The sequence below is a fragment of the Arsenicicoccus cauae genome (assembly GCF_043162025.1).
In the GTDB taxonomy this organism is placed as follows: domain Bacteria; phylum Actinomycetota; class Actinomycetes; order Actinomycetales; family Dermatophilaceae; genus Arsenicicoccus; species Arsenicicoccus cauae.
Genome location: NZ_CP171001.1, coordinates 2947744 through 2965322 on the forward strand (window position 1 = coordinate 2947744; position 17579 = coordinate 2965322).

General features: G+C 73.8%; 15 protein-coding genes. 5 read left to right on the top strand and 10 right to left on the bottom strand.

The window, feature by feature from the left end; genetic code table 11:
* Positions 1-5: 5 nt before the first annotated feature.
* From ACF3NS_RS13805 to mraZ, 4 genes are all read right to left on the bottom strand, one after another.
* Entirely contained in the window at positions 6-1895 is a 1890-nt protein-coding gene (locus ACF3NS_RS13805; protein ID WP_392466725.1) for a peptidoglycan D,D-transpeptidase FtsI family protein, read from the bottom strand.
* A 126-nt stretch (positions 1896-2021) separates the two neighbouring features.
* The gene (locus ACF3NS_RS13810; RefSeq protein ID WP_154593026.1) at positions 2022-2588 is read right to left on the bottom strand and encodes a hypothetical protein; all 567 of its coding nucleotides are present in this window, start codon (positions 2586-2588) and stop codon (positions 2022-2024) included.
* Positions 2585-3640, bottom strand: a complete 1056-nt coding sequence (rsmH, locus tag ACF3NS_RS13815) for a 16S rRNA (cytosine(1402)-N(4))-methyltransferase RsmH (protein ID WP_392466728.1) — start codon at positions 3638-3640, stop codon at positions 2585-2587. Before rsmH ends, ACF3NS_RS13810 begins: the two co-directional genes overlap by 4 nt.
* A gap of 204 nt (positions 3641-3844) precedes the next feature.
* Positions 3845-4276 (bottom strand): division/cell wall cluster transcriptional repressor MraZ, encoded by a 432-nt coding sequence (mraZ, locus tag ACF3NS_RS13820; protein WP_154593025.1) that lies wholly within the window; start codon positions 4274-4276, stop codon positions 3845-3847.
* A 355-nt stretch (positions 4277-4631) separates the two neighbouring features.
* Here mraZ and ACF3NS_RS13825 point away from each other — a divergent pair, with 355 nt between their 5' ends.
* The 3 genes from ACF3NS_RS13825 to ACF3NS_RS13835 are packed head-to-tail and all read left to right on the top strand — an operon-like array spanning position 4632 to position 9298.
* Positions 4632-5636 carry an AAA family ATPase gene (locus ACF3NS_RS13825; protein ID WP_392469135.1) on the top strand — a complete coding sequence of 335 codons (1005 nt, stop codon included), beginning with the start codon at positions 4632-4634 and terminating at the stop codon, positions 5634-5636.
* A gap of 15 nt (positions 5637-5651) precedes the next feature.
* A complete protein-coding gene (locus ACF3NS_RS13830) occupies positions 5652-6965 on the top strand; it encodes a DUF58 domain-containing protein (protein ID WP_392466730.1) in 1314 nt (437 codons plus the stop codon).
* The gene (locus tag ACF3NS_RS13835; protein ID WP_392466732.1) at positions 6962-9298 is read left to right on the top strand and encodes a transglutaminaseTgpA domain-containing protein; all 2337 of its coding nucleotides are present in this window, start codon (positions 6962-6964) and stop codon (positions 9296-9298) included. Before ACF3NS_RS13830 ends, ACF3NS_RS13835 begins: the two co-directional genes overlap by 4 nt.
* 86 nt (positions 9299-9384) lie before the next feature.
* Here ACF3NS_RS13835 and ACF3NS_RS13840 read toward each other — a convergent pair whose 3' ends face one another.
* From ACF3NS_RS13840 to ACF3NS_RS13860, 5 genes are all read right to left on the bottom strand, one after another.
* Complete coding sequence (locus ACF3NS_RS13840) at positions 9385-11013, bottom strand: RNA polymerase sigma factor (RefSeq protein ID WP_392466734.1); 1629 nt, start codon at positions 11011-11013, stop codon at positions 9385-9387.
* Between the two features lie 306 nt (positions 11014-11319).
* Entirely contained in the window at positions 11320-11715 is a 396-nt protein-coding gene (locus ACF3NS_RS13845; protein WP_288798139.1) for a universal stress protein, read from the bottom strand.
* 45 nt (positions 11716-11760) lie between these two features.
* Positions 11761-12984 carry a DUF4192 domain-containing protein gene (locus ACF3NS_RS13850; RefSeq protein ID WP_392466737.1) on the bottom strand — a complete coding sequence of 408 codons (1224 nt, stop codon included), beginning with the start codon at positions 12982-12984 and terminating at the stop codon, positions 11761-11763.
* A gap of 109 nt (positions 12985-13093) precedes the next feature.
* On the bottom strand, positions 13094-13504 hold the full coding sequence (locus ACF3NS_RS13855; RefSeq protein ID WP_288800144.1) for a YkvA family protein: 411 nt from the start codon (positions 13502-13504) through the stop codon (positions 13094-13096).
* A 146-nt stretch (positions 13505-13650) separates the two neighbouring features.
* Positions 13651-14358, bottom strand: a complete 708-nt coding sequence (locus ACF3NS_RS13860) for an EcsC family protein (RefSeq protein ID WP_392466740.1) — start codon at positions 14356-14358, stop codon at positions 13651-13653.
* An 83-nt stretch (positions 14359-14441) separates the two neighbouring features.
* Between ACF3NS_RS13860 and ACF3NS_RS13865 the strand changes: the two genes are divergently transcribed.
* Both ACF3NS_RS13865 and ACF3NS_RS13870 read left to right on the top strand, forming a co-directional pair.
* Positions 14442-14894, top strand: coding sequence for a SufE family protein (locus ACF3NS_RS13865; RefSeq protein ID WP_288800140.1), 453 nt, complete (start codon positions 14442-14444; stop codon positions 14892-14894).
* Positions 14895-14896: 2 nt separating this feature from the next.
* Complete coding sequence (locus ACF3NS_RS13870; RefSeq protein WP_392466742.1) at positions 14897-16621, top strand: DNA polymerase; 1725 nt, start codon at positions 14897-14899, stop codon at positions 16619-16621.
* A gap of 15 nt (positions 16622-16636) precedes the next feature.
* Here ACF3NS_RS13870 and ACF3NS_RS13875 read toward each other — a convergent pair whose 3' ends face one another.
* Complete coding sequence (locus ACF3NS_RS13875; protein WP_392466744.1) at positions 16637-17551, bottom strand: PAC2 family protein; 915 nt, start codon at positions 17549-17551, stop codon at positions 16637-16639.
* Positions 17552-17579: the final 28 nt, after the last annotated feature.

A 17579-nucleotide genomic window follows, 5' to 3' on the forward strand; every position in this document is an offset into this window, starting at 1 on the left:
CGAACCTATCGCGTCCCAGTGCTGGAGCGGGCCCGCGAGGGGTTCGCGGTGGTCGACGACGAGGTCTTGTCCTCGTGCAGCCGGAAGCCGCCCCAGGTCGCGGGCAGGTGCGGCGCGGGGCTGCCGCTCGGCGGGACCTGGTACTTCTCCAGCGCGGACTTCATCACCTCGGTGAAGACCGGCCCGCAGGTCTGGCCGCCGTAGTGGCCCCTGATGGGACGTTGGAGGGTGCAGGCCACCACGAACCTCGGCTCGTCCGCCGGCGCGAACCCGATGAACGAGGCCGTGTGACCGACGTAGCCGCCCGCCTGCTCGTCGTAGCGGTCGGCGGTCCCTGTCTTGCCGGCGACCCGGTAGCCCGGGATGGAGGCATAGGCGCCGGCGGTGCCCTCGTCGGAGACGACCGACTCCATCATCTCCCCGAGCGTCTTGGCGACGGGCCCCGAGATGACCTGCTGCCGCTCCGGGGCCTTGGCCGGCGTGAAGGTGCCGTCCGGCTCGGTCTGGCCGTTGATCAGGGTCGGCGGGATGCGCACGCCGCCGTTGGCGATCGTCTGGAAGACGCTGGCCGACTGGACCGCGTTGAGGCTCATGCCCTGACCGAACATCACGGTGTAGCGCTGCGACCCCGTGGGGTTCTTGGGGACGATGCCCGCCTGCTCGCCGGGATAGCCGATCCCGGTGAGGTGGCCGAGCCCGAACCTGCCGAAGTAGTCCATCACCTTTGCCACCGGGAGCTTCTCGCCGGCGAGGATGGTGCCCATGTTGGACGAGGTCGCGAGGACGCCGCTGAGGGTGAGCTGCTGCACGCCGTGCTCAGAGGAGTCCTTGAAGACCCTGTCGGAGCGGGGGAGCTCGGACGGCACCGTGACGGGGGTGTCCGCCGTGGCGACGCCCTCCTGCAGCACGGCCGCCATGGTCATGACCTTGGCGGTCGACCCCGGCTCGAAGTTCTCCTGGAAGGCCTTGTTGGAGACGGTGCCCCCACGGTTGAGGCTGCTGAGGTCGGCCGGGTCGAAGGTCGGGTAGCTGGCGACGGCCAGCAGCTTGCCGGTGCGGACGTCCTGCACCACGACGTAGCCGTTGAGCGCCTCGCGCTGCGTGACGGCGCGCGCGAGGGCGTTCTGCGCCACGAACTGCAGGTCGGCGTCGATGGTGGTCTGCACGTTGCGGCCCGGGACGGCCGGCGTGTGGGACTCGGTGCCGGTCGGGATCTTGAGCCCGCTCGGGGTGGTCTCGTAGCGCTGCTCGCCCGGCTTGCCGGCGAGCACGGAGTTCATGAGCTGCTCGACGCCGCCGACGGGCGCCCCGGCGTTGGTCATGGCGCCGACCAGCGAGGCGGCCCCTGTGCCGGCGGGATAGACGCGCTTGGTCGTCAGCTCGGCGGTGAGGCCGCCGATGCCGAGCTTCTTGATCTGCCGCCAGGCGACCGGCGTCATGTCGGTGGCCACGGGGTACCACCGACGCTCGCCGGTCAGCCGCGCCTGCACGTCGGCGACGGGCAGGCCGAGCAGCGGGGCGATGTCGGCGGCCGCGCCCTGCGCGCCCACCTTGGTGCGTGGCCCCTTGGGGGTGAGGCGCTTCTGGTACTCCTTGACGGCCTGCTGGTCGACGATCAGGGTGTAGCGCTCGATCGACTCGGCGAGGACGGTGCCGTTGCTGTCGGTGATCTGCCCTCGCGCGGCGGGGAGGGTGCGCTTGGCACTGCGCTGCTCGAGCGCCTTGGCGGACATCGCCGCCGCGTCGAACCCCTGGAGTCGCACGAGCTGGGCGGCGAAGACCGTCAGCACGAGCAGGGAGACGATGAACATCGAGCGGACCCGACGCCGGGGGTGCATCCGCGCCCGGGACCCCGTGACCGGCTGTCCCTGACGGGTGGGTCGCGTCGCGGTCACGCGCTCACCTCGATCCTTCGTGCGCCCGGGGCGCGTCGGTTGTCCGTGGGTCTGGTCGTGCTTCTGGCGGTGCCCACCGCCTCCATCATCGACCGTGAGTCGCCGATCGGCCGGTTGCGACGCGGCTCAGCGGGTCGCGGCCGGGGCGGCGAGAGCGGCGAGCCCGCCCACCAGACCGTTGCCGAGCCCGAGGCCGGAGACGGCGGACGCGGCGGCCAGGGTGGAGTCGTCGGGTCGGGCCTGGGGGGCGACCGCCTGGCTGCCGGTCATCACCGTGAAGTCGCCCGTCCGGGTCGCGGGCCTCGCCAGGCCGGAGACCTTGCCGGTGGCCGGGTCGAGGAAGGCCGGGGAGTCTGCCGGGCCCATGCCCAGCTCCTGGGCCTTGGTCGCGAGGTGGTTGGGCGACGACACCGCGTTGATGTCCTGGCGCAGCGCCGCCGACTGGTCCCGCAGCGTCGCGGACCGGTCCTGCAGGTCGTTGAGGGCGTAGGAGCCCTGCGACAGCGTGATGTTGAGCAGCAGCGCGGCGAGCAGGCCCAGCGTCAGGAGCACGGCACCGAGGACCACGAAGGGGACCTGGGAGGCTCGGCGGCCAGCCATGCGCACGACCTCCAGGTGGGGACGCTGCCCGACGGCACGATCGTAGGTGCGGGTCGGCCCTGGGCGCGGGCTGACGGTCTGCAGCAGGCTCATGAACGGTGTCCCTTCCGGTGGGCTGGCCGGGTGGTGCGGTGCGGGCGGGCGGTCGGCGTGGTGGGCGGGGACGTGCGGACGCGCTCGGCGGCCCGGAGCCGGGCCGAGGCGGCGCGGGGGTTGGCGGCCGTCTCCTCGGCGTCGGGCTCCTCACCACCGCGGGTGAGCAGTCGCAGGTAGGGGGCATGCTCGGGCAGCTCGACCGGCAGGTCGGGTGGCGAGGTGCTGCGCGCACCCGCGGCGAGGACCTGCTTGGTGAGCCGGTCCTCGAGGGAGTGGTAGGACAGGACGGCCAGGCGACCCCCCACGGCGAGCGCGTCGACGGCTGCGGGCAGGGCCGCCTCCAGCGAGGCGAGCTCGCCGTTGACCTCGATGCGCAGGGCCTGGAAGGTGCGCTTGCCCGGGTGGCCGCTCTGCCGCTGGGAGGCGGCCGGGATGGTGCGGCGCAGCAGCTCGACCAGGCGTCCCGACGAGCTGAACGGCTCGATCTCGCGCTCACGGACCACGGCCGAGGCGATCTGCTTGGCGAACCGCTCCTCGCCGTAGGTCCGCAGGACGCGAGCGAGGTCGCCGTGGGCGTAGGTGTTGAGGACGTCGGCGGCTGTGCGGCCGGTCGACTGGTCCATGCGCATGTCGAGAGGTGCGTCGACGCGGTAGGCGAAGCCGCGGTCCTCCTCGTCGAGCTGCAGGGAGGACACCCCGAGGTCGAGCAGGACGCCCTGGACGCCGTCGACGCCGAGGTCGGCCAGCACCTCGCCGATCTCGTCGTAGCGGGCGTGCACCAGGTCGACCCGGTCCCCGAAGGCGGCGAGCCGCTCCCCCGCCAGCCGCAGGGCCTCGGTGTCCCGGTCGATGCCGACCAGACGAGCGCGGGGGCAGCCTGTGAGCACCGCCTCGGCGTGCCCGCCCATGCCGAGCGTCCCGTCGACGTACACCGGCCGGGCGCCGTCGACGTCCTCGGCGAGGGCCGGGGAGAGCAGGCCCACGATGCGGTCGCGCAGGACCGGGACGTGACGGCCCGCGGCACCCGTGCGCGCGTCGTCCTGCTGCACGTCGGCCCCTCTCTGTGCGTGACTGCGTCGTGCTGGTGGGTGGGTCGTGGTGGTGGGTGGGTCGTGGTGGCGGGTGGTGAGTGGTAGTGGGCCCTCGGACGAGGGGCCCTGGCGTCCGGTCCCCAACCGCTCCGCTCGAGGTGTCCCGAGACCGGGGAAGGTGCCGCGGGGCACGAGGAGCGGGTGGAGGCCGGGCGCCAGGGATCACAGCAGTCCAGGGACCACCTCCTCGGCCTGGTCGGAAAAGGCCTGCTCGGTGGAGGACAGGTAGCGCTCCCACGCCTCGGTGTCCCAGACCTCGACGCGCTCGCCCGCACCGATGACGGTGCAGTCGCGGCTCAGCCCGGCGTACTGCCGCAGGGCCGCCGGGATCGTGATGCGGCCCTGCTTGTCGGGGACCTCGTCCGAGGCCCCCGACAGGAAGACGCGCAGGTAGTCCCGCACGGCCTTGCTGGTCATCGGCGCGGCGCGCAGCTGCTGGGACACGCGGACGAACTCGTCCATGGGGAACACGTAGAGGCACCGCTCCTGGCCGCGGGTCACGACCAACCCCTCGGCCATGCGCTCGCGGAACCTGGCGGGGAGGAAGAGCCGGCCCTTGTCGTCCAGGCGCGGGTTGTGGGTGCCGAGAAACATCGTGGCCCCTCCCCCGTGGCTCGCCGCGTGCTCTGATGTCCCCCACTTTACTCCACCACTCACCACGGTCAATCGTGGATCGCGCGGTTTGCCGTTATTTTTTCGTCATACATGCTGGTCAGAGGACGTGGTAGGAAGTGGAGGGCGGCGGGAGCCCCGGGGCCGCCACAGGCGGCCCAAGCGGCACAAAGCGCCCTACTCCCGTCCCTTCACCCCCCGCGGCACCCGTCGGTGGACCAGGGGTGGTGGGAAGTGGGGAACGAGCGGTCCGCCTTGGCAGCGGGCGCGATGTCCATAGAGTTGCCCTGACGTCCCGGTGGACCCGGCACCGGACCGCACAGACGGGGGCACCGTGATCCATCGCACCGAGACGCACCGCGCGAGAACGTCGACGGAGGTCGCCGAGACCGCCGAGGCCGTATGCCGCGCCGTCGCCACCGTCATCGCGGGCAAGGACGAGCAGGTCCGCACCGCCGTCACCGTCCTGCTGGCCGGGGGCCACCTCCTGCTCGAGGACGTGCCGGGCGTGGGCAAGACGATGCTCGCCAAGGCGCTGGCGGGCGCCATCGATGCCACGGTGCGTCGCGTGCAGTTCACCCCCGACCTGCTGCCGAGCGACATCACCGGCATCTCGGTCTTCAACCAGGAGAACCGCACCTTCGAGTTCCGGCCGGGGGCCGTGTTCACCAACCTCGTCATCGGCGACGAGATCAATCGCGCGTCCCCCAAGACGCAGTCCGCCCTGCTGGAGGCCATGGAGGAGGGGCAGGTCACGACGGACGGGGTGAGCCGCCCCCTCCCGCGGCCGTTCATGGTGCTGGCGACCCAGAACCCGCTCGAGATGGAGGGCACCTACCCCCTGCCCGAGGCCCAGCGCGACCGCTTCATGGCCCGACTGTCCATGGGCTACCCCACGGCCGACGCCGAGACCGCCATGCTGGCCGCGCACGGTGAGCACCGTCCGCTGCGGGACCTGTCCCCCGTGACCGACGCCACCACGGTCGAGCAGCTCGTGGAGTCCGTGCGGCACCTGCACGCGGGCGAGGCGGTCCAGCGCTACGTCGTCGAGCTCGTCCGCGCCACCCGCACCTCCTCGGGCCTGCGTCTCGGCGCCAGCCCGCGGGCCGGGCTCCACCTGCTGCGCGCGGCCCGGGCCCGCGCCGCGATGTCCGGGCGCGACCACGTGCTGCCCGACGACGTGCAGCAGCTGGCCGTCCCCGTCCTGGCCCACCGCGTCCTGCCCGCCGGGGGCGCGGGCGGCCTGGGCGGCGCCCACGGTGCTGCGGTGGACGTCATCGAGACCCTGCTCGCGCAGGTGCCCGTGGTCGGCGTCACCGGTCGCCGACCCGGCTCGCGCTGAGCCCACCGCCGGCTCATGCCCCGACACGATGCCGCCCTCACGACCCGAGGCCAGTCCTTCCTGGCCTCGGGGGTGGTGCTGCTCGGCGCCGGTGCCGCCCTCGGGCTGGGCGACCTGCTGCGCATCGGGACGGTCCTGGTCATCCTCGCCGTCGGTGCCTGGGCGCTGTCGCGCCGTCCTGCGAGCTGGCTGCACGTCGAGCGCGAGGTCGAGCCCGGCCGGCTCGCGGTCGACGAGCTCGGCACCGTCACCCTGACCCTGCGCAACACGGGACGCCGACGCTCCCCTCTCGTCCTCGCGCAGGAGCACGTGTCCTACCCGCTGGGTGACCGGCCACGGTTCGTCGTGCCCTCCCTGCGCCCTGGTGCGCACCAGGTCGTGCACTACCCGATCGGCTCGGTCGTGCGGGGTGAGCACGTGCTCGGCCCCCTCTCGGTCCGGGTGCGCGACGGGTTCGGGCTGACCAGCCGGCTGACCCGGCTGACCGGGTCCCGCACCGTGCTGGTGGTCCCCCAGGTGCTCCCCCTGGAGGCGTCGGCGCTCCCGGGGTCGGGACCCGGCCAGGACGACGACGTCGCCGACACCGTCGCCCTGCACGGAGAGGACGACGTCACCATCCGCCAGTACCGCCAGGGCGACGAGCTGCGCCGCATCCACTGGCCCGCCAGCGCCCACACCGGGTCGCTCATGGTGCGCCAGGAGGAGCAACCGTCCCGGCGCCGGGCCGCCGTGCTCCTCGACCGCCGGGTCACGGCGCACGCGGGCGACGGGCCGCACAGCTCCTTCGAGTGGGCCGTCACGACGGCCGCCTCCGTCGTGGGCCACCTGCAGGACCACGGCTACGACGTCGACCTGGTGACCGACCCGGTCAGCGGGCACGAGCGCCCCGCGACCCTCGACGAGGCGCTGACCACCCTCGCCCGCGTCGTCCCGGTCGAGCAGGACGGGCTCGCCGGTGCGGCCGACGTCCTGGCCCGCGGCACGGCGGGCCTCGTTGTGGCCGTCGTCGGGCCCGGCAGCCGGGCCGACCTCGAGGCCCTCACGGCGAGCCACCGCACCGGCACGACCTCGCTGGCCGTCGTGGTGGACAGCCCGACCTTCGGTCGAGCTGCCGACGGTCGAGCTGCCGAGGCCCCACCGGAGGGCCTGCGCCCCGCCTCCCGTCCGGACGACGCCCCGCACGCCGGGCCGCGCCCCGGGCGTCTGTCGGCAGCCGCGAGCGTCGAGCTGCTGCGGCGCTACGGCTGGCGCGCCGTGGTCGCCGGCCACGGCACCACCCCCGCCCAGGCCTGGCGAGAGATCGCGTCCACCCGCAGGAGCGTCCGATGACGCGGGCCCACCTGCGCGAGACCGCCCTGTCCTCGCTGGCCGTGGTGGTCGCAGCCTGGCCCATCGGCACGCTCCTGCGTGACTCCAGCTGGACCGGCCCCATGCTGCTCGTCGTGGGCCTGGTCGCGCTCGTCGGCGCCGGCCTGCGCTCGATGCGCGCGCCGGCGTGGGGCGTGGTCCTGGCACAGCTGCTCGCCGTGAGCCTCGCCGTGTGCCTGCTCCACGACCTCGGCAGCGGCCCTGGCGGACTGCCGTGGACGGACGTGGGGTCCCGGCTCGTCGACCGCCTCGAGGAGGCGGGACGCACCATCCGCTCCTACGCCGCCCCGGCCCCGGCCACCCGGGGCCTGGTCACGCTGATCTCGCTGCTGACGGGACTGGTCGCCATCCTCGTGGACCACCTCGTCGTCGCGCGGCGCGCCGCGACCGTGGCGGGGTTCCCGCTCCTGGTCGTCTACCTCGTCTCCGTCGTCAACACCCCCGTGGCTCTGCCGGCGGTGTACTTCCTCCCCCTGGCGCTCCTGTGGCTGCTCCTGCTCGTCGAGCAGCACGGCTCGCAGCTGCGCCGGTGGGCCACGCTCGCCGCAGCCCCGTCGCGCAGCTCCGACGTGGACGACGCCGCCACCGTCGTCAGCAGGTTCTCCGGGCGGTCCCGGGCCGTGGCGGTGGCCGTCGTCCTCGCGGCCGTCGGCATACAGGCCCTGCTGCCCGACCTCCCGACCCGGTTCCTCAGCGAGGGGCTCGGTCGTCAGGAGCAGGCGGGTCGAGGCACCCTCAGCTTCACCTCGGACGTGGACATCACGCGCAGCCTGGGCTCCCGCGACCCTCGCCCGGTGCTCACCCTCCGCACCAGCGACGGGAGCGAGCCGCCGCCGCTCGCGGTCACGATGGCCAAGCAGTATGTCGACGGCCACTGGCGCATGATCCCCACACCGCCCCCCGCGGACCAGGCCCAGCCTGCTCCCGGCCGCACCCTGGGCCTGCCGGACGGCATCGCGCCCGATCTGCCGCATCGCTCGGTCACGGCGCGCGTCAGCGACAACACCGTGATGCGGCCACCACAGCTGGCGGCACCCGTCCCGGCGCTGTCCGTGGGAGCGGACGTGCCGTGGCGCCGGGATGCGACGACCGGCCTCGTCTCCGTCGGCCGCGCGGCCGAGGACTACTCCGTGTCCTATGCCGTGCCCACGCTCACCCCCGCGCAGCTGGGCGGCGGGACCAGGGGGTCTGCCTCGCAGCAGCCGTACGCCACCTCGGCCTACGACGACACCGACTACCTCGACGTCGACCCCGCCTCCCGCGAGCTCGTCGACCGCACGGCGCAGGAGGTCCTGTCGTTGGCCGAGGTCGAGCGCTACGGCACGCCGGACGGCGCCTACGCCAAGGCCATGGCCATCCAGCAGTACCTCCGATCCCCGTCCTTCGTCTACAGCCTCACCCTCGCCCCCCTCACCGAGGACGAGCGTCGCCGCGGCGTCGAGCCCGACGCGGTGAGCCACTTCCTCCGGACGCGCCGGGGATACTGCACCCAGTTCTCGACGGCCATGGTCATGATGGCGCGCTCGCAGGGGATCCCCGCACGTGTCGTGTTCGGCTTCCTGCCGGGCTCTCTGCAGCCTGACGGGACCCGCGTTGTGCGGGCCGCCGACGCTCACGCCTGGCCCGAGCTGTTCATCGACGGGGTGGGGTGGACCCGCTTCGAGCCCACGCCGGGCGGCCGTGCGGGTCTGCCCCCGGCCTGGGCGACCCCTCCGACCGCTCCCACCGCGTCGACGTCCACCGCCGCCCCGACGACCACCTCCACCGCCCGGCCGCGACCCACCGAGACGGATACCACCCCCGCCGCGGAGGCCGAGCCCGGTGCGCTGGACCGGCTGCGGGGCTGGTTCACCCCCGCACGCACCCTCACGCTCGGGCTGCTGCTGGTCGCGGCCATCGCCCTGGCGGTCGCTCCGCTGCGCGCCGCCCGGGCGCGCCGGCGGAGGCTGGCGCGGGCGGGCACCCCCGCAGCAGCCGTGGAGGCGCACTGGACGAGCCTGGCGGAGCAGCTGCACGACCTCGGGCTGGGCCCGCCCACCGGGCTCACACCCCGGGCGCTCGCCGGCCACTACGACCGCTACGCGCTGCTGCCGGACGACGGGAAGCGCGCCCTCACCCGCGTGCTGTCGGCGGTCGAGCGCGCCCGTTATGCCCCGCCCGGGGCGTCGGCGTCACCTCGCCAGGTGGCGGCGGACGTCCAGGTGGTGCGGCGCACCTTTGCCCGCACGCGGTCCTGGCCACAACGGCTGCGGGCGGTCCTGCTGCCCACCGCGGGTCGGGGTCGAGCAGACTGACGACGCGGGGATGACGAGGCAGGCAGGACTCAGCGAGGCCGGCACCCGACGGGGTGCCGGCCTCGGCCGTCTGGTCGCGGGAGCCGTCAGTCGAGGTAGTCCCGCAGCACCTGGCTGCGGCTGGGGTGCCGCAGCTTGGACATGGTCTTGGACTCGATCTGCCGGATCCGCTCTCGCGTGACGCCGTAGACCTTGCCGATCTCGTCCAGGGTCTTGGGCTGGCCATCGGTGAGGCCGAACCGCATCGACACCACGCCCGCCTCGCGCTCGGACAGGGTGTCGAGCACCGAGTGGAGCTGCTCCTGCAGCAGGGTGAAGCTCACGGCGTCGGCCGGCACCACGGCCTCGGAGTCCTCGATGAGGTCGCCGAACTCGCTGTCGCCGTCCTCACCGAGGGGGGTGTGCAGCGAGATGGGCTCGCGTCCGTACTTCTGGACCTCGACGACCTTCTCGGGGGTCATGTCGAGCTCCTTGGCGAGCTCCTCCGGGGTGGGCTCGCGCCCGAGGTCCTGCAGCATCTGCCGCTGCACGCGAGCCAGCTTGTTGATGACCTCGACCATGTGCACGGGGATGCGGATGGTGCGCGCCTGGTCGGCCATGGCCCGCGTGATGGCCTGACGGATCCACCACGTCGCGTAGGTCGAGAACTTGTAGCCCTTGGTGTAGTCGAACTTCTCGACCGCGCGGATCAGACCGAGGTTGCCCTCCTGGATCAGGTCCAGGAACAGCATGCCGCGGCCGGTGTAGCGCTTGGCGAGCGAGACCACGAGGCGCAGGTTGGCCTCGAGCAGGTGGTTCTTGGCCCGCTTGCCGTCCTGCGCGACCCACCACAGCTCGCGCTTGAGCTTCATGTCGATCTTGTCGCCGGAGTTGAGCCGCTCCTCGGCGAACAGGCCGGCCTCGATGCGCTTGGCGAGCTCGACCTCCTGCTCGGCGTTGAGGAGCGCGACCTTGCCGATCTGCTTGAGGTAGTCCTTGACCGGGTCGGCGGTGGCCCCCGCCGTCACGACCTGCTGCGGCGGAGCGTCGTCCTCGTCGTCCTCGCGGTAGACGAAGCCGCCGTCGGTCTCCTCCTCGTCGTCCTTCTTGACCCCCTTGGACCGGGCCGCGCCCGCGTCGCCCTGGGGCGCCTTGGGGTCGACGACGCTCTCGTCGTCGTCCGCGTCCTCGGTGCTCGCGGCGTCGTCCTCAACCACGACGTCCTCGACGTCGTCCAACGTGGCCGGGCCGTCGTCCGACACGTCCACGTCACCGGTGGGCTCCTCGGGCTCCGTCGCCTCGGGATCCGTGCCCGCGGCGACCTTGCCCGCCGCCTTGGCGGCCGCGCCCTTGGCGGCCGCAGCGGTCTTGGCGGTGGACTTCTTGGCCGGCGCGGCGGCGTCAGCGGCGGCACGCGTCGTGGCGGCCTTCTTGGCGGGGGCCTTCTTGGCAGGAGCCTTCTTGGCGGTGGCCTTGCGCGTGGAGCTCGAGCGACCACCGGCGGAGGCTGCGACGGCCCGCGCGTGGTCGGGGTCCAGGGTGACCGTGATGCCCGCAGCATCGATGGCCCGCAGGACGGCCTTCATCCGACGGGGCTCCAGGGCGACCTCGCTGAGGGCGGCCCCCAGCTGCTGGGAGTCGATCGAGCCGTGGGTGGCGCCGAGCTGGAGCAGCGCCTGCAGGGAGGGGTGCGCGAACTCCGGAGGAAGGGAGGCGGCATTGGGTACAGTGGTCACAACAACCTTTCGTCGCATGACGTGGGCGCGTGGAACCATCGATCGTCGCAGGACGAGACGCAGGAGCCACGGGACGGCGGGTGCGCTGTGGGCTGGTGCAGCCTGTCGTGGCAGGGTCTGCGGGGGGCTGACCATGGCCTCCGGTGCGCTTCCCCACCATTATAAGTCGACCGGAGTAGTCGGGGCGACGAAAGCACGGGGAAGGCGCACCCAGCCTGCCCCCCGGCGACACGGCCCGAGCAGTCGACCAGCGCGGCGAATTGGCGGCGCAGAGACTCAGCGACTGCGACTCAGCGACTCAGAGACTCAGCGACTCGGTGGCTTGACGGTCAGCACCGGGCAGGTGGCGTCGAGCAGGATCCGCTGCGCGCTCGACCCGAGGATGAGCTTGCCGACCGGCGAACGCCGCCGCAGTCCGATGACCAGGCAGCTGGCGTCGACCTCCTCGGCCACCCCGACCAGCTGCTCGGCGAGGTCCTTGCCGCCGGGGGCCCGGCGCTCCAGGCCCAGGCCCGCCGCGGACACCTCCGCCGTGACCTCCGCCACCACCGCCTCCATCGCCGCGCTGCTCTCGGCGTCCGGTGCGGCGCGACCCGTCTCGACGAGGACCAGGGGCACGGAACGGATGACGGCCTCCTGCGCGGCACGGGCCAGAGCGGCGCGACCCTCGGGCGTGGCGACCAGGCCGACGACGATGGTCATGACAGTCCTCCGAGCAGGTGGGGGCGAACGATGATCGCCCCGAACCTATCCCATCGGCTCGACGGCGCGCGCGCCCCGCCCCCGACCGTCGTGGTCGTCCCCGCGGCGACCGACCACCTCGGAGTACACCGCGAGGGACTCGACGGCGGGCAGGACGAGTCGCGCCATCGTCTGCCCGGGGTCCACGGCGAGTGCCCGTCGCAGCGCCGCGACGGCGATCATGTGGTCGCCCAGGGACCACGCGACGACCCCCGCGACGGTCAACGACCCCCCGGCGTGCTCCGGCGGGACGACGCGGCCGACCAGCAGCAGACGCTCGAGCAGCGCCTCACGCCGCCCACGGTCGGCCGACCCCCACCGCACGGGGCGGCCGAGGTGGCGTCGGCAGAGGTCCAGCAGCTCCTGAGGCAGCAGGGCCCCCGGGGCCAGGCCGGGCGAGCACCAGGCGAGGAGCGCGTCGCGGACCACCTTGTCCCGGGCCACCGCGACGGCGGAGACCAGGTCGCGGGCTGTCCAGTCGTCGCGCGTCGGCACCGACGGCAGGCCGCCGTCCACGCAGTGCTCCTCCCCCACTCCCAGCAGGCGGGCCCATGCCCGCAGCCCCTCCTCCACGTCCCCCGGGGCCGGCACCGTCCGGGCGGTCAGGGCGGTCAGGGCGGACCGGACGTCGCGACAACGGTCGTCCTCCGGTGCGGCCCGCACCCGGGCCAGCGCGGCCTCCCGGTCGGCGAAGGGCGCGGAGCCAGCGAGGACCAGGTCGGTGACGGCCTCGACCTGGCTCGGGTCGGGCAGCGGCTGCAGGCGGGTGGGCCGGCACCCGGCCTCGGGAGACAGCATCGACCACCAGCCCCCCGCGCCGATCACGACGGCGTCGACGACCTCCATCTGGGCACGCCTCGCCAGCTGCAGGACCTCGTCCATCAGGGCGCAGCCCCAGGCCGAGGCAGCGTCGTCGCGACCTCCGCTGCCGGGCAGGTACCCGGCGACCACGAGGTGGCGGCTGTGCCGCGCCATACGGCCGTGGACGGCGTCCCAGAGGACGGCGGCGGGGGTGCCGACCGGCGGCAGGTCGATCCGCGCGCACGGGCCCACGCGCAGGCTCCCGGTCGAGGAGGGGACGAGGCCGAGGACCACGAGGCTCTCGGTCGGGTGGAAGCCGAGCAGGTAGGGCAGGGTCGCCACCAGCTGGCTGCTGTCACGCACGTACGCGACGGGGGTGTCGGCGGGGGCGCTCGGGGACGGGACGGAGGTCTGGGGGAAGGACGTCATGCCCCGACCATGGACGCCACGAGGCGCGCCGACCAGGGGCGGTCGGCGCGCCTGTGGACAGGGACGCGGATTGACTCGTCGCGGACGGCGGCCTGTGGACGGAGGACCGTCAGCGCACGACGCGCCCGTCGACGGTGACCGTGGCGGGATCGCCCTGCCGAGACCCGCGGGGGCTGCCAGCCTGCTCCCAGCGCAGGAAGTCCTCGGTGGTGCTGATCAGCTGGGCCGCGGCCCAGGCCAGGACGAACGCGTCGTCCCCGACGCCGAGCAGGGCGAACAGTCCCTCGGGCACGAGGTCGACCGGGCTGATGACGTAGGCCACCGCCGCGGCCAGCGCCAGCAGCTGGGCACGCGTCGCGCCGGAGTACTCCCCCGACCTGACGGCGCCGACCAGCCGGGGAAGCGCCTGGAGCCGGGTCGAGAGGCTCGGGGAGCCGGGGCGCGCGGCCGTGCGCACGGCGCGGCCGAACGACCAGACGGACGCCCAGCGCGCGGTGGGGCGGGATGCTCGGGGGCTCACGGGACCTCCAGGTGCTTCGACGGCTCGAGCGTTTCGACAGCTCGAGTGCTGCGACTGCGTGGGCTGTGCGGACTGGACGGGGGTGGAGCACCACGTGGCGCTCCACCCCTCTCAACGAACCACCCGCGAGGGGGATTCCCCCGCGGTCAGGCCGCGGTGGCCGGGAACTGCTGCTGGGCGTCGGAGGCGATCTTGGCGAGGAGGTAGTAGTCCATGCCACCGCCCACGACGCCGCCCACGAGCGGCAGGCCCTTGCCGACGACCTTGGCGAAGCCCTTCTGCCCCAGGGTGGAGATGAGCCGGAAGCCCACGCCCTTGTTGATCATCATCACGGCGGAGGCCGGCAGGTGCTGGCTGGCGAGGCTGGATAGGCGCCCCGACGTGAGCACGCCCGCGCGGCGCAGCAGGTCGTCGTCGGCATCCGCACCCACGAGCGTCAGCAGGATCGCCGAGCGGACCTCGGGCCGGGTGATGTCGTAGCCGCGCACCCGCGCGATCGAGGCGACCATGCGCGTGGCGGTGAGGTAGAACTCCACGACGTTGGCCGGGAGGGCCACCGGCATGGTGATGAAGCCGCCGAGCCCGGTGACGAAGCCACCGGTGGCGGCGACCCGCTTGTGGTCCTTGATGATCTCCGCTACGGCCTGCTCCGGGGTGCGGCCACGCAGCGCCTTGTCCGCGACCTTGGCCGCGCCGTCGAGCGGGCCGGCGCCGTCCACGCCCACGTCGAGGAGCTTCTGCACGAGGTCCTCGACCGGGCCGTTGAGCCGGGACTCGCCGGTCCTGGGGTCGGTCGCGTGCTGGCCGACGGCCTTGTTGATGAGGGAGCCGGTGATCCTGTCGAAGATGCCCACGGGCAGTCCTTCCTGTCTGTGGCGGTGCTGGTGCGCTGGCGGGCCGCGCTCGCGGAAGGAGCGTGGTGGCGCACACTGGGTCGGTGAGCGACATACCCGGCACCTCCCCGTCCGACACCTCCGGGCTGCCCGAGACCGTCAGCGAGCTCGTCGAGGACCTTGCCGGGCTGACGCCGAGCGAGCGCCTGGACCTGCTCCAGGAGCTCGCCGACGACCTGCCCTCCCCGCCCGAGCGGGTCCAGGGCGACCCTGGGTTCGAGCGGGTCGAGGAGTGCCAGTCTCCCGTCCACGTCCTGGCCCGGGTCGAGGAGGGGGTGGTCCGGCTGTATGTCGATGCGCCGCCCTCCGCCGCGGCCACCCGGGCCCTCGCGGCGATCCTGCACGAGGCCGTGGACGGTGCCCCGCCGGCGCAGGTGCTGCGGCTGCCGGCCGACCTGCCCCTGCGTCTCGGCCTGGACGGCACCGTCTCCCCGCTGCGGCTGGGCGGCATGGCCGGCATGCTGGCGCGCGTGCAGCGCCAGCTCGCCGCGGCCTGACCGTGCCTGGCGGGCTACCGGGGGCCCTGGGCCTCGCCGTCGCCGAGGGGCGCGGCGTCGTCGTCGCCCCCTCCGGCGCGGTCGTCGTGGCGCCGTGCACGCTGGGCGAGCTCGTGCCGCGGCTGCGGCAGCTGGAGCAGGAGCAGCGGCCGCGGTGGGTGTGGTGGCAGGCGGGCCGTGACGCCCGTCCCGTGGTGGAGGCCGGCGTGCACCTCGCCCGGTGCTGGGACGTCGCCGAGGTGCACCGGGTGCTGGCGGGTGGCCTCGCCGCGGACCCCGGCACGGTGTGGGCGCACCTGCGCGGGCTGGACCCGGCGGGCGTGCCCCAGGTCGCGGAGCCGGACCTGTTCGCGCTCGTCTCCCCCGCCGCGCAGCTCGACCCCGAGACGCTGACGACCGCCGACGGCCACCTGCGCGCGGACGCCGTCCAGGGCAGCTGGATCACGACGCCCGCGCGGCTCGCCGCGTGGGCGCGGGCAGCGCTGACCGCCGCGGAGCAGCAGCGCGCCGCCCTGGCCGGCGCGCCGCGTGTGCCGGACTCCGGCGGCAGCCCGCGCGACGCCCGGCGCCTGCTCGCCACGGCCCTGTCCGAGTCCGCGGCGGCCCTGCTCTGCGTCGAGCTGGAGGTCCACGGCCTGCCCATCGACCGCGCGGCGGCGACCGCGCTCATCACGGCGGCCGCCGGACCACGCCCTCGCGACGAGGCGCAGGCGAGCGCCATACGAGCCGAGCGGGACCGAGCCGTCCTCGTGCACGTGCCCGGGCGCGAGCGCACGGACCTGCGAAATCCGCTGCAGGTCAAGGAGATGCTGGCGTCGGTCGGGGTCAACGTGGACAACACGCGCAAGTGGACGCTGGCGGCCCATCGCGGCTCGCACCCCGTCGTCGAGGCTCTCCTCACCTGGCGCAAGGCCGAGCGCGTCGCCACGACCTATGGCTGGCACTGGCTGGAATCGCACGTCGGGGAGGACGACCGCCTGCGGGGTGCCTGGACCGCCTGCGACGGCGGAGCGGGTCGGATGACGGCCGCCAACGGCCTGCACAACCTGCCCGCCGAGCTGCGACCCGCCGTGGCGGCGCACCCCGGTCACGTGCTCGTGCGCGCCGACCTGGGCCAGATCGAGCCGCGGGTGCTGGCGGCGGTGGCCCGCGACCCGGCCTTCGCGGACGCCAGCCAGGCGGCCGACCTCTACTCACCCGTCGCCGCCGAGCTGGGGGTCGACCGACCGGTCGCCAAGGTCGCGGTCCTGGCCGCGATGTACGGACAGACGTCGGGCTCCGCGGGCGAGGCTCTCAAGCGGCTGGACCGGGCCTACCCGACGGCCATGGCCTACCTGCACCGGGCCTATGACGCGGGGGTGCGCGGCGACGCCGTGGTGACCTGGGGCGGGCGGCGGGTGCCGATGTGGCAGGGCCCGCTCTCGGAGGCGCAGCGCGCGGCGCGCGGGAGGTTCGCCCGCAACGCGGTCGTCCAGGGCGCGGCCGCGGAGCTGTTCAAGGCGTGGGCCGCGACCGTGCGCGCCGGCGGGCACCCCATCGGGGCTCGGATCGTGCTGTGCCTGCACGACGAGCTGCTCGTGCACGTCCACGATGCGCACGCCGAGGAGACGGTCGCCCTCGTGCACCGCAGCCTCGACGAGGCGGCGGCGCGATGGACGGGCACGCACCGGGTGCGCTTCGTGGCGGACGTCAGCGTCGTGCGCCGGTGGTCCGAGGCCAAGGCCTGAGGCTCAGGCGGCGCCTCAGCCCTCGCCGTCGCTGTGGGTGCGCAGGAACTGCTCGAACTCGGCGCCGATCTCGTCGGCCGTCGGCAGCTCGCCGATGCTCGGCGCCAGGAGGGTGGGCCTGTCGAGACCGCGGGTCCACTGGTCGTACTGCCCCTCGAGGGCACGCACCACCTGCAGCACCTCCTCGCTGCCGCCGATCTCGGAGTCGATGGCCTCGCGGTTGGCCCCGGCGACGGCCGCCAGCTCGGCGGTGGGCAGGGCGAGCCCGGTCGCGCCGGACACCGCCCGCAGGCCCGTGAGCGCGGCGTCGGCGAAGTCGGTCTGGGCGAGGTAGTGCGGCACGTGCACGCTGAACCCGATGGTGTCGTAGCCGGACTCGCCGAGCCGGAGCTCGAGCAGGGACGCGAACGACGCGGGCACCTGGACCTCGCCGAACACCGGGTTGTTGTCCGGGATCAACGCCGCGTCGGAGGCGTGCGCGGTGAGGCCGATGGGGCGGGTGTGCGGGACTCCCATGGGGATCCCGTGGACGGACACGGTGAGGGACACCCCGAAGGTCCGGACGAGCCCGCGCACCGCCTCGGTCATCCGCTCCCACTGGTAGTCCGGCTCGGGGCCCGTCAGCAGCAGGAACGGCGTGCCGTCGACGTCGAGCACGCGGTAGAGCACGATCGCCGGGTCGTCGTAGGTCGTGTAGCGGTCCCGGTCGAAGGTCATCAGCGGTCGCCGACCGCGGTAGTCGAGCATCTGGTCCACGTCGAAGGACGCGACGACGGAGTGGTCCAGCGCACCCAGCAGGTGGTCGGAGATGAGCTTGCCGGTGTGGCCGGCGTCGATGAACGCGCCCATGGCCACCACCAACGACGACGCACGCATGTGGGTGGGGTCGCAGTCGGTCTCGAAGCGGTAGAGACCCGTGGGGTCCTGCACGGTGTGCCTCCTGGTGGTTCGGCCGAAC

What these genes read in the sequence shown, in the direction of transcription:
- ACF3NS_RS13810 (WP_154593026.1), bottom strand. Translation starts at nt 2,588, where the DNA reads ATGAGCCTGCTGCAGACCGTCAGCCCGCGCCCAGGGCCGACCCGCACC.
- mraZ (WP_154593025.1), bottom strand. Translation starts at nt 4,276, where the DNA reads ATGTTTCTCGGCACCCACAACCCGCGCCTGGACGACAAGGGCCGGCTC.
- ACF3NS_RS13830 (WP_392466730.1), top strand. Translation starts at nt 5,652, where the DNA reads ATGCCCCGACACGATGCCGCCCTCACGACCCGAGGCCAGTCCTTCCTG.
- ACF3NS_RS13835 (WP_392466732.1), top strand. Translation starts at nt 6,962, where the DNA reads ATGACGCGGGCCCACCTGCGCGAGACCGCCCTGTCCTCGCTGGCCGTG.
- ACF3NS_RS13845 (WP_288798139.1), bottom strand. Translation starts at nt 11,715, where the DNA reads ATGACCATCGTCGTCGGCCTGGTCGCCACGCCCGAGGGTCGCGCCGCT.
- ACF3NS_RS13850 (WP_392466737.1), bottom strand. Translation starts at nt 12,984, where the DNA reads ATGACGTCCTTCCCCCAGACCTCCGTCCCGTCCCCGAGCGCCCCCGCC.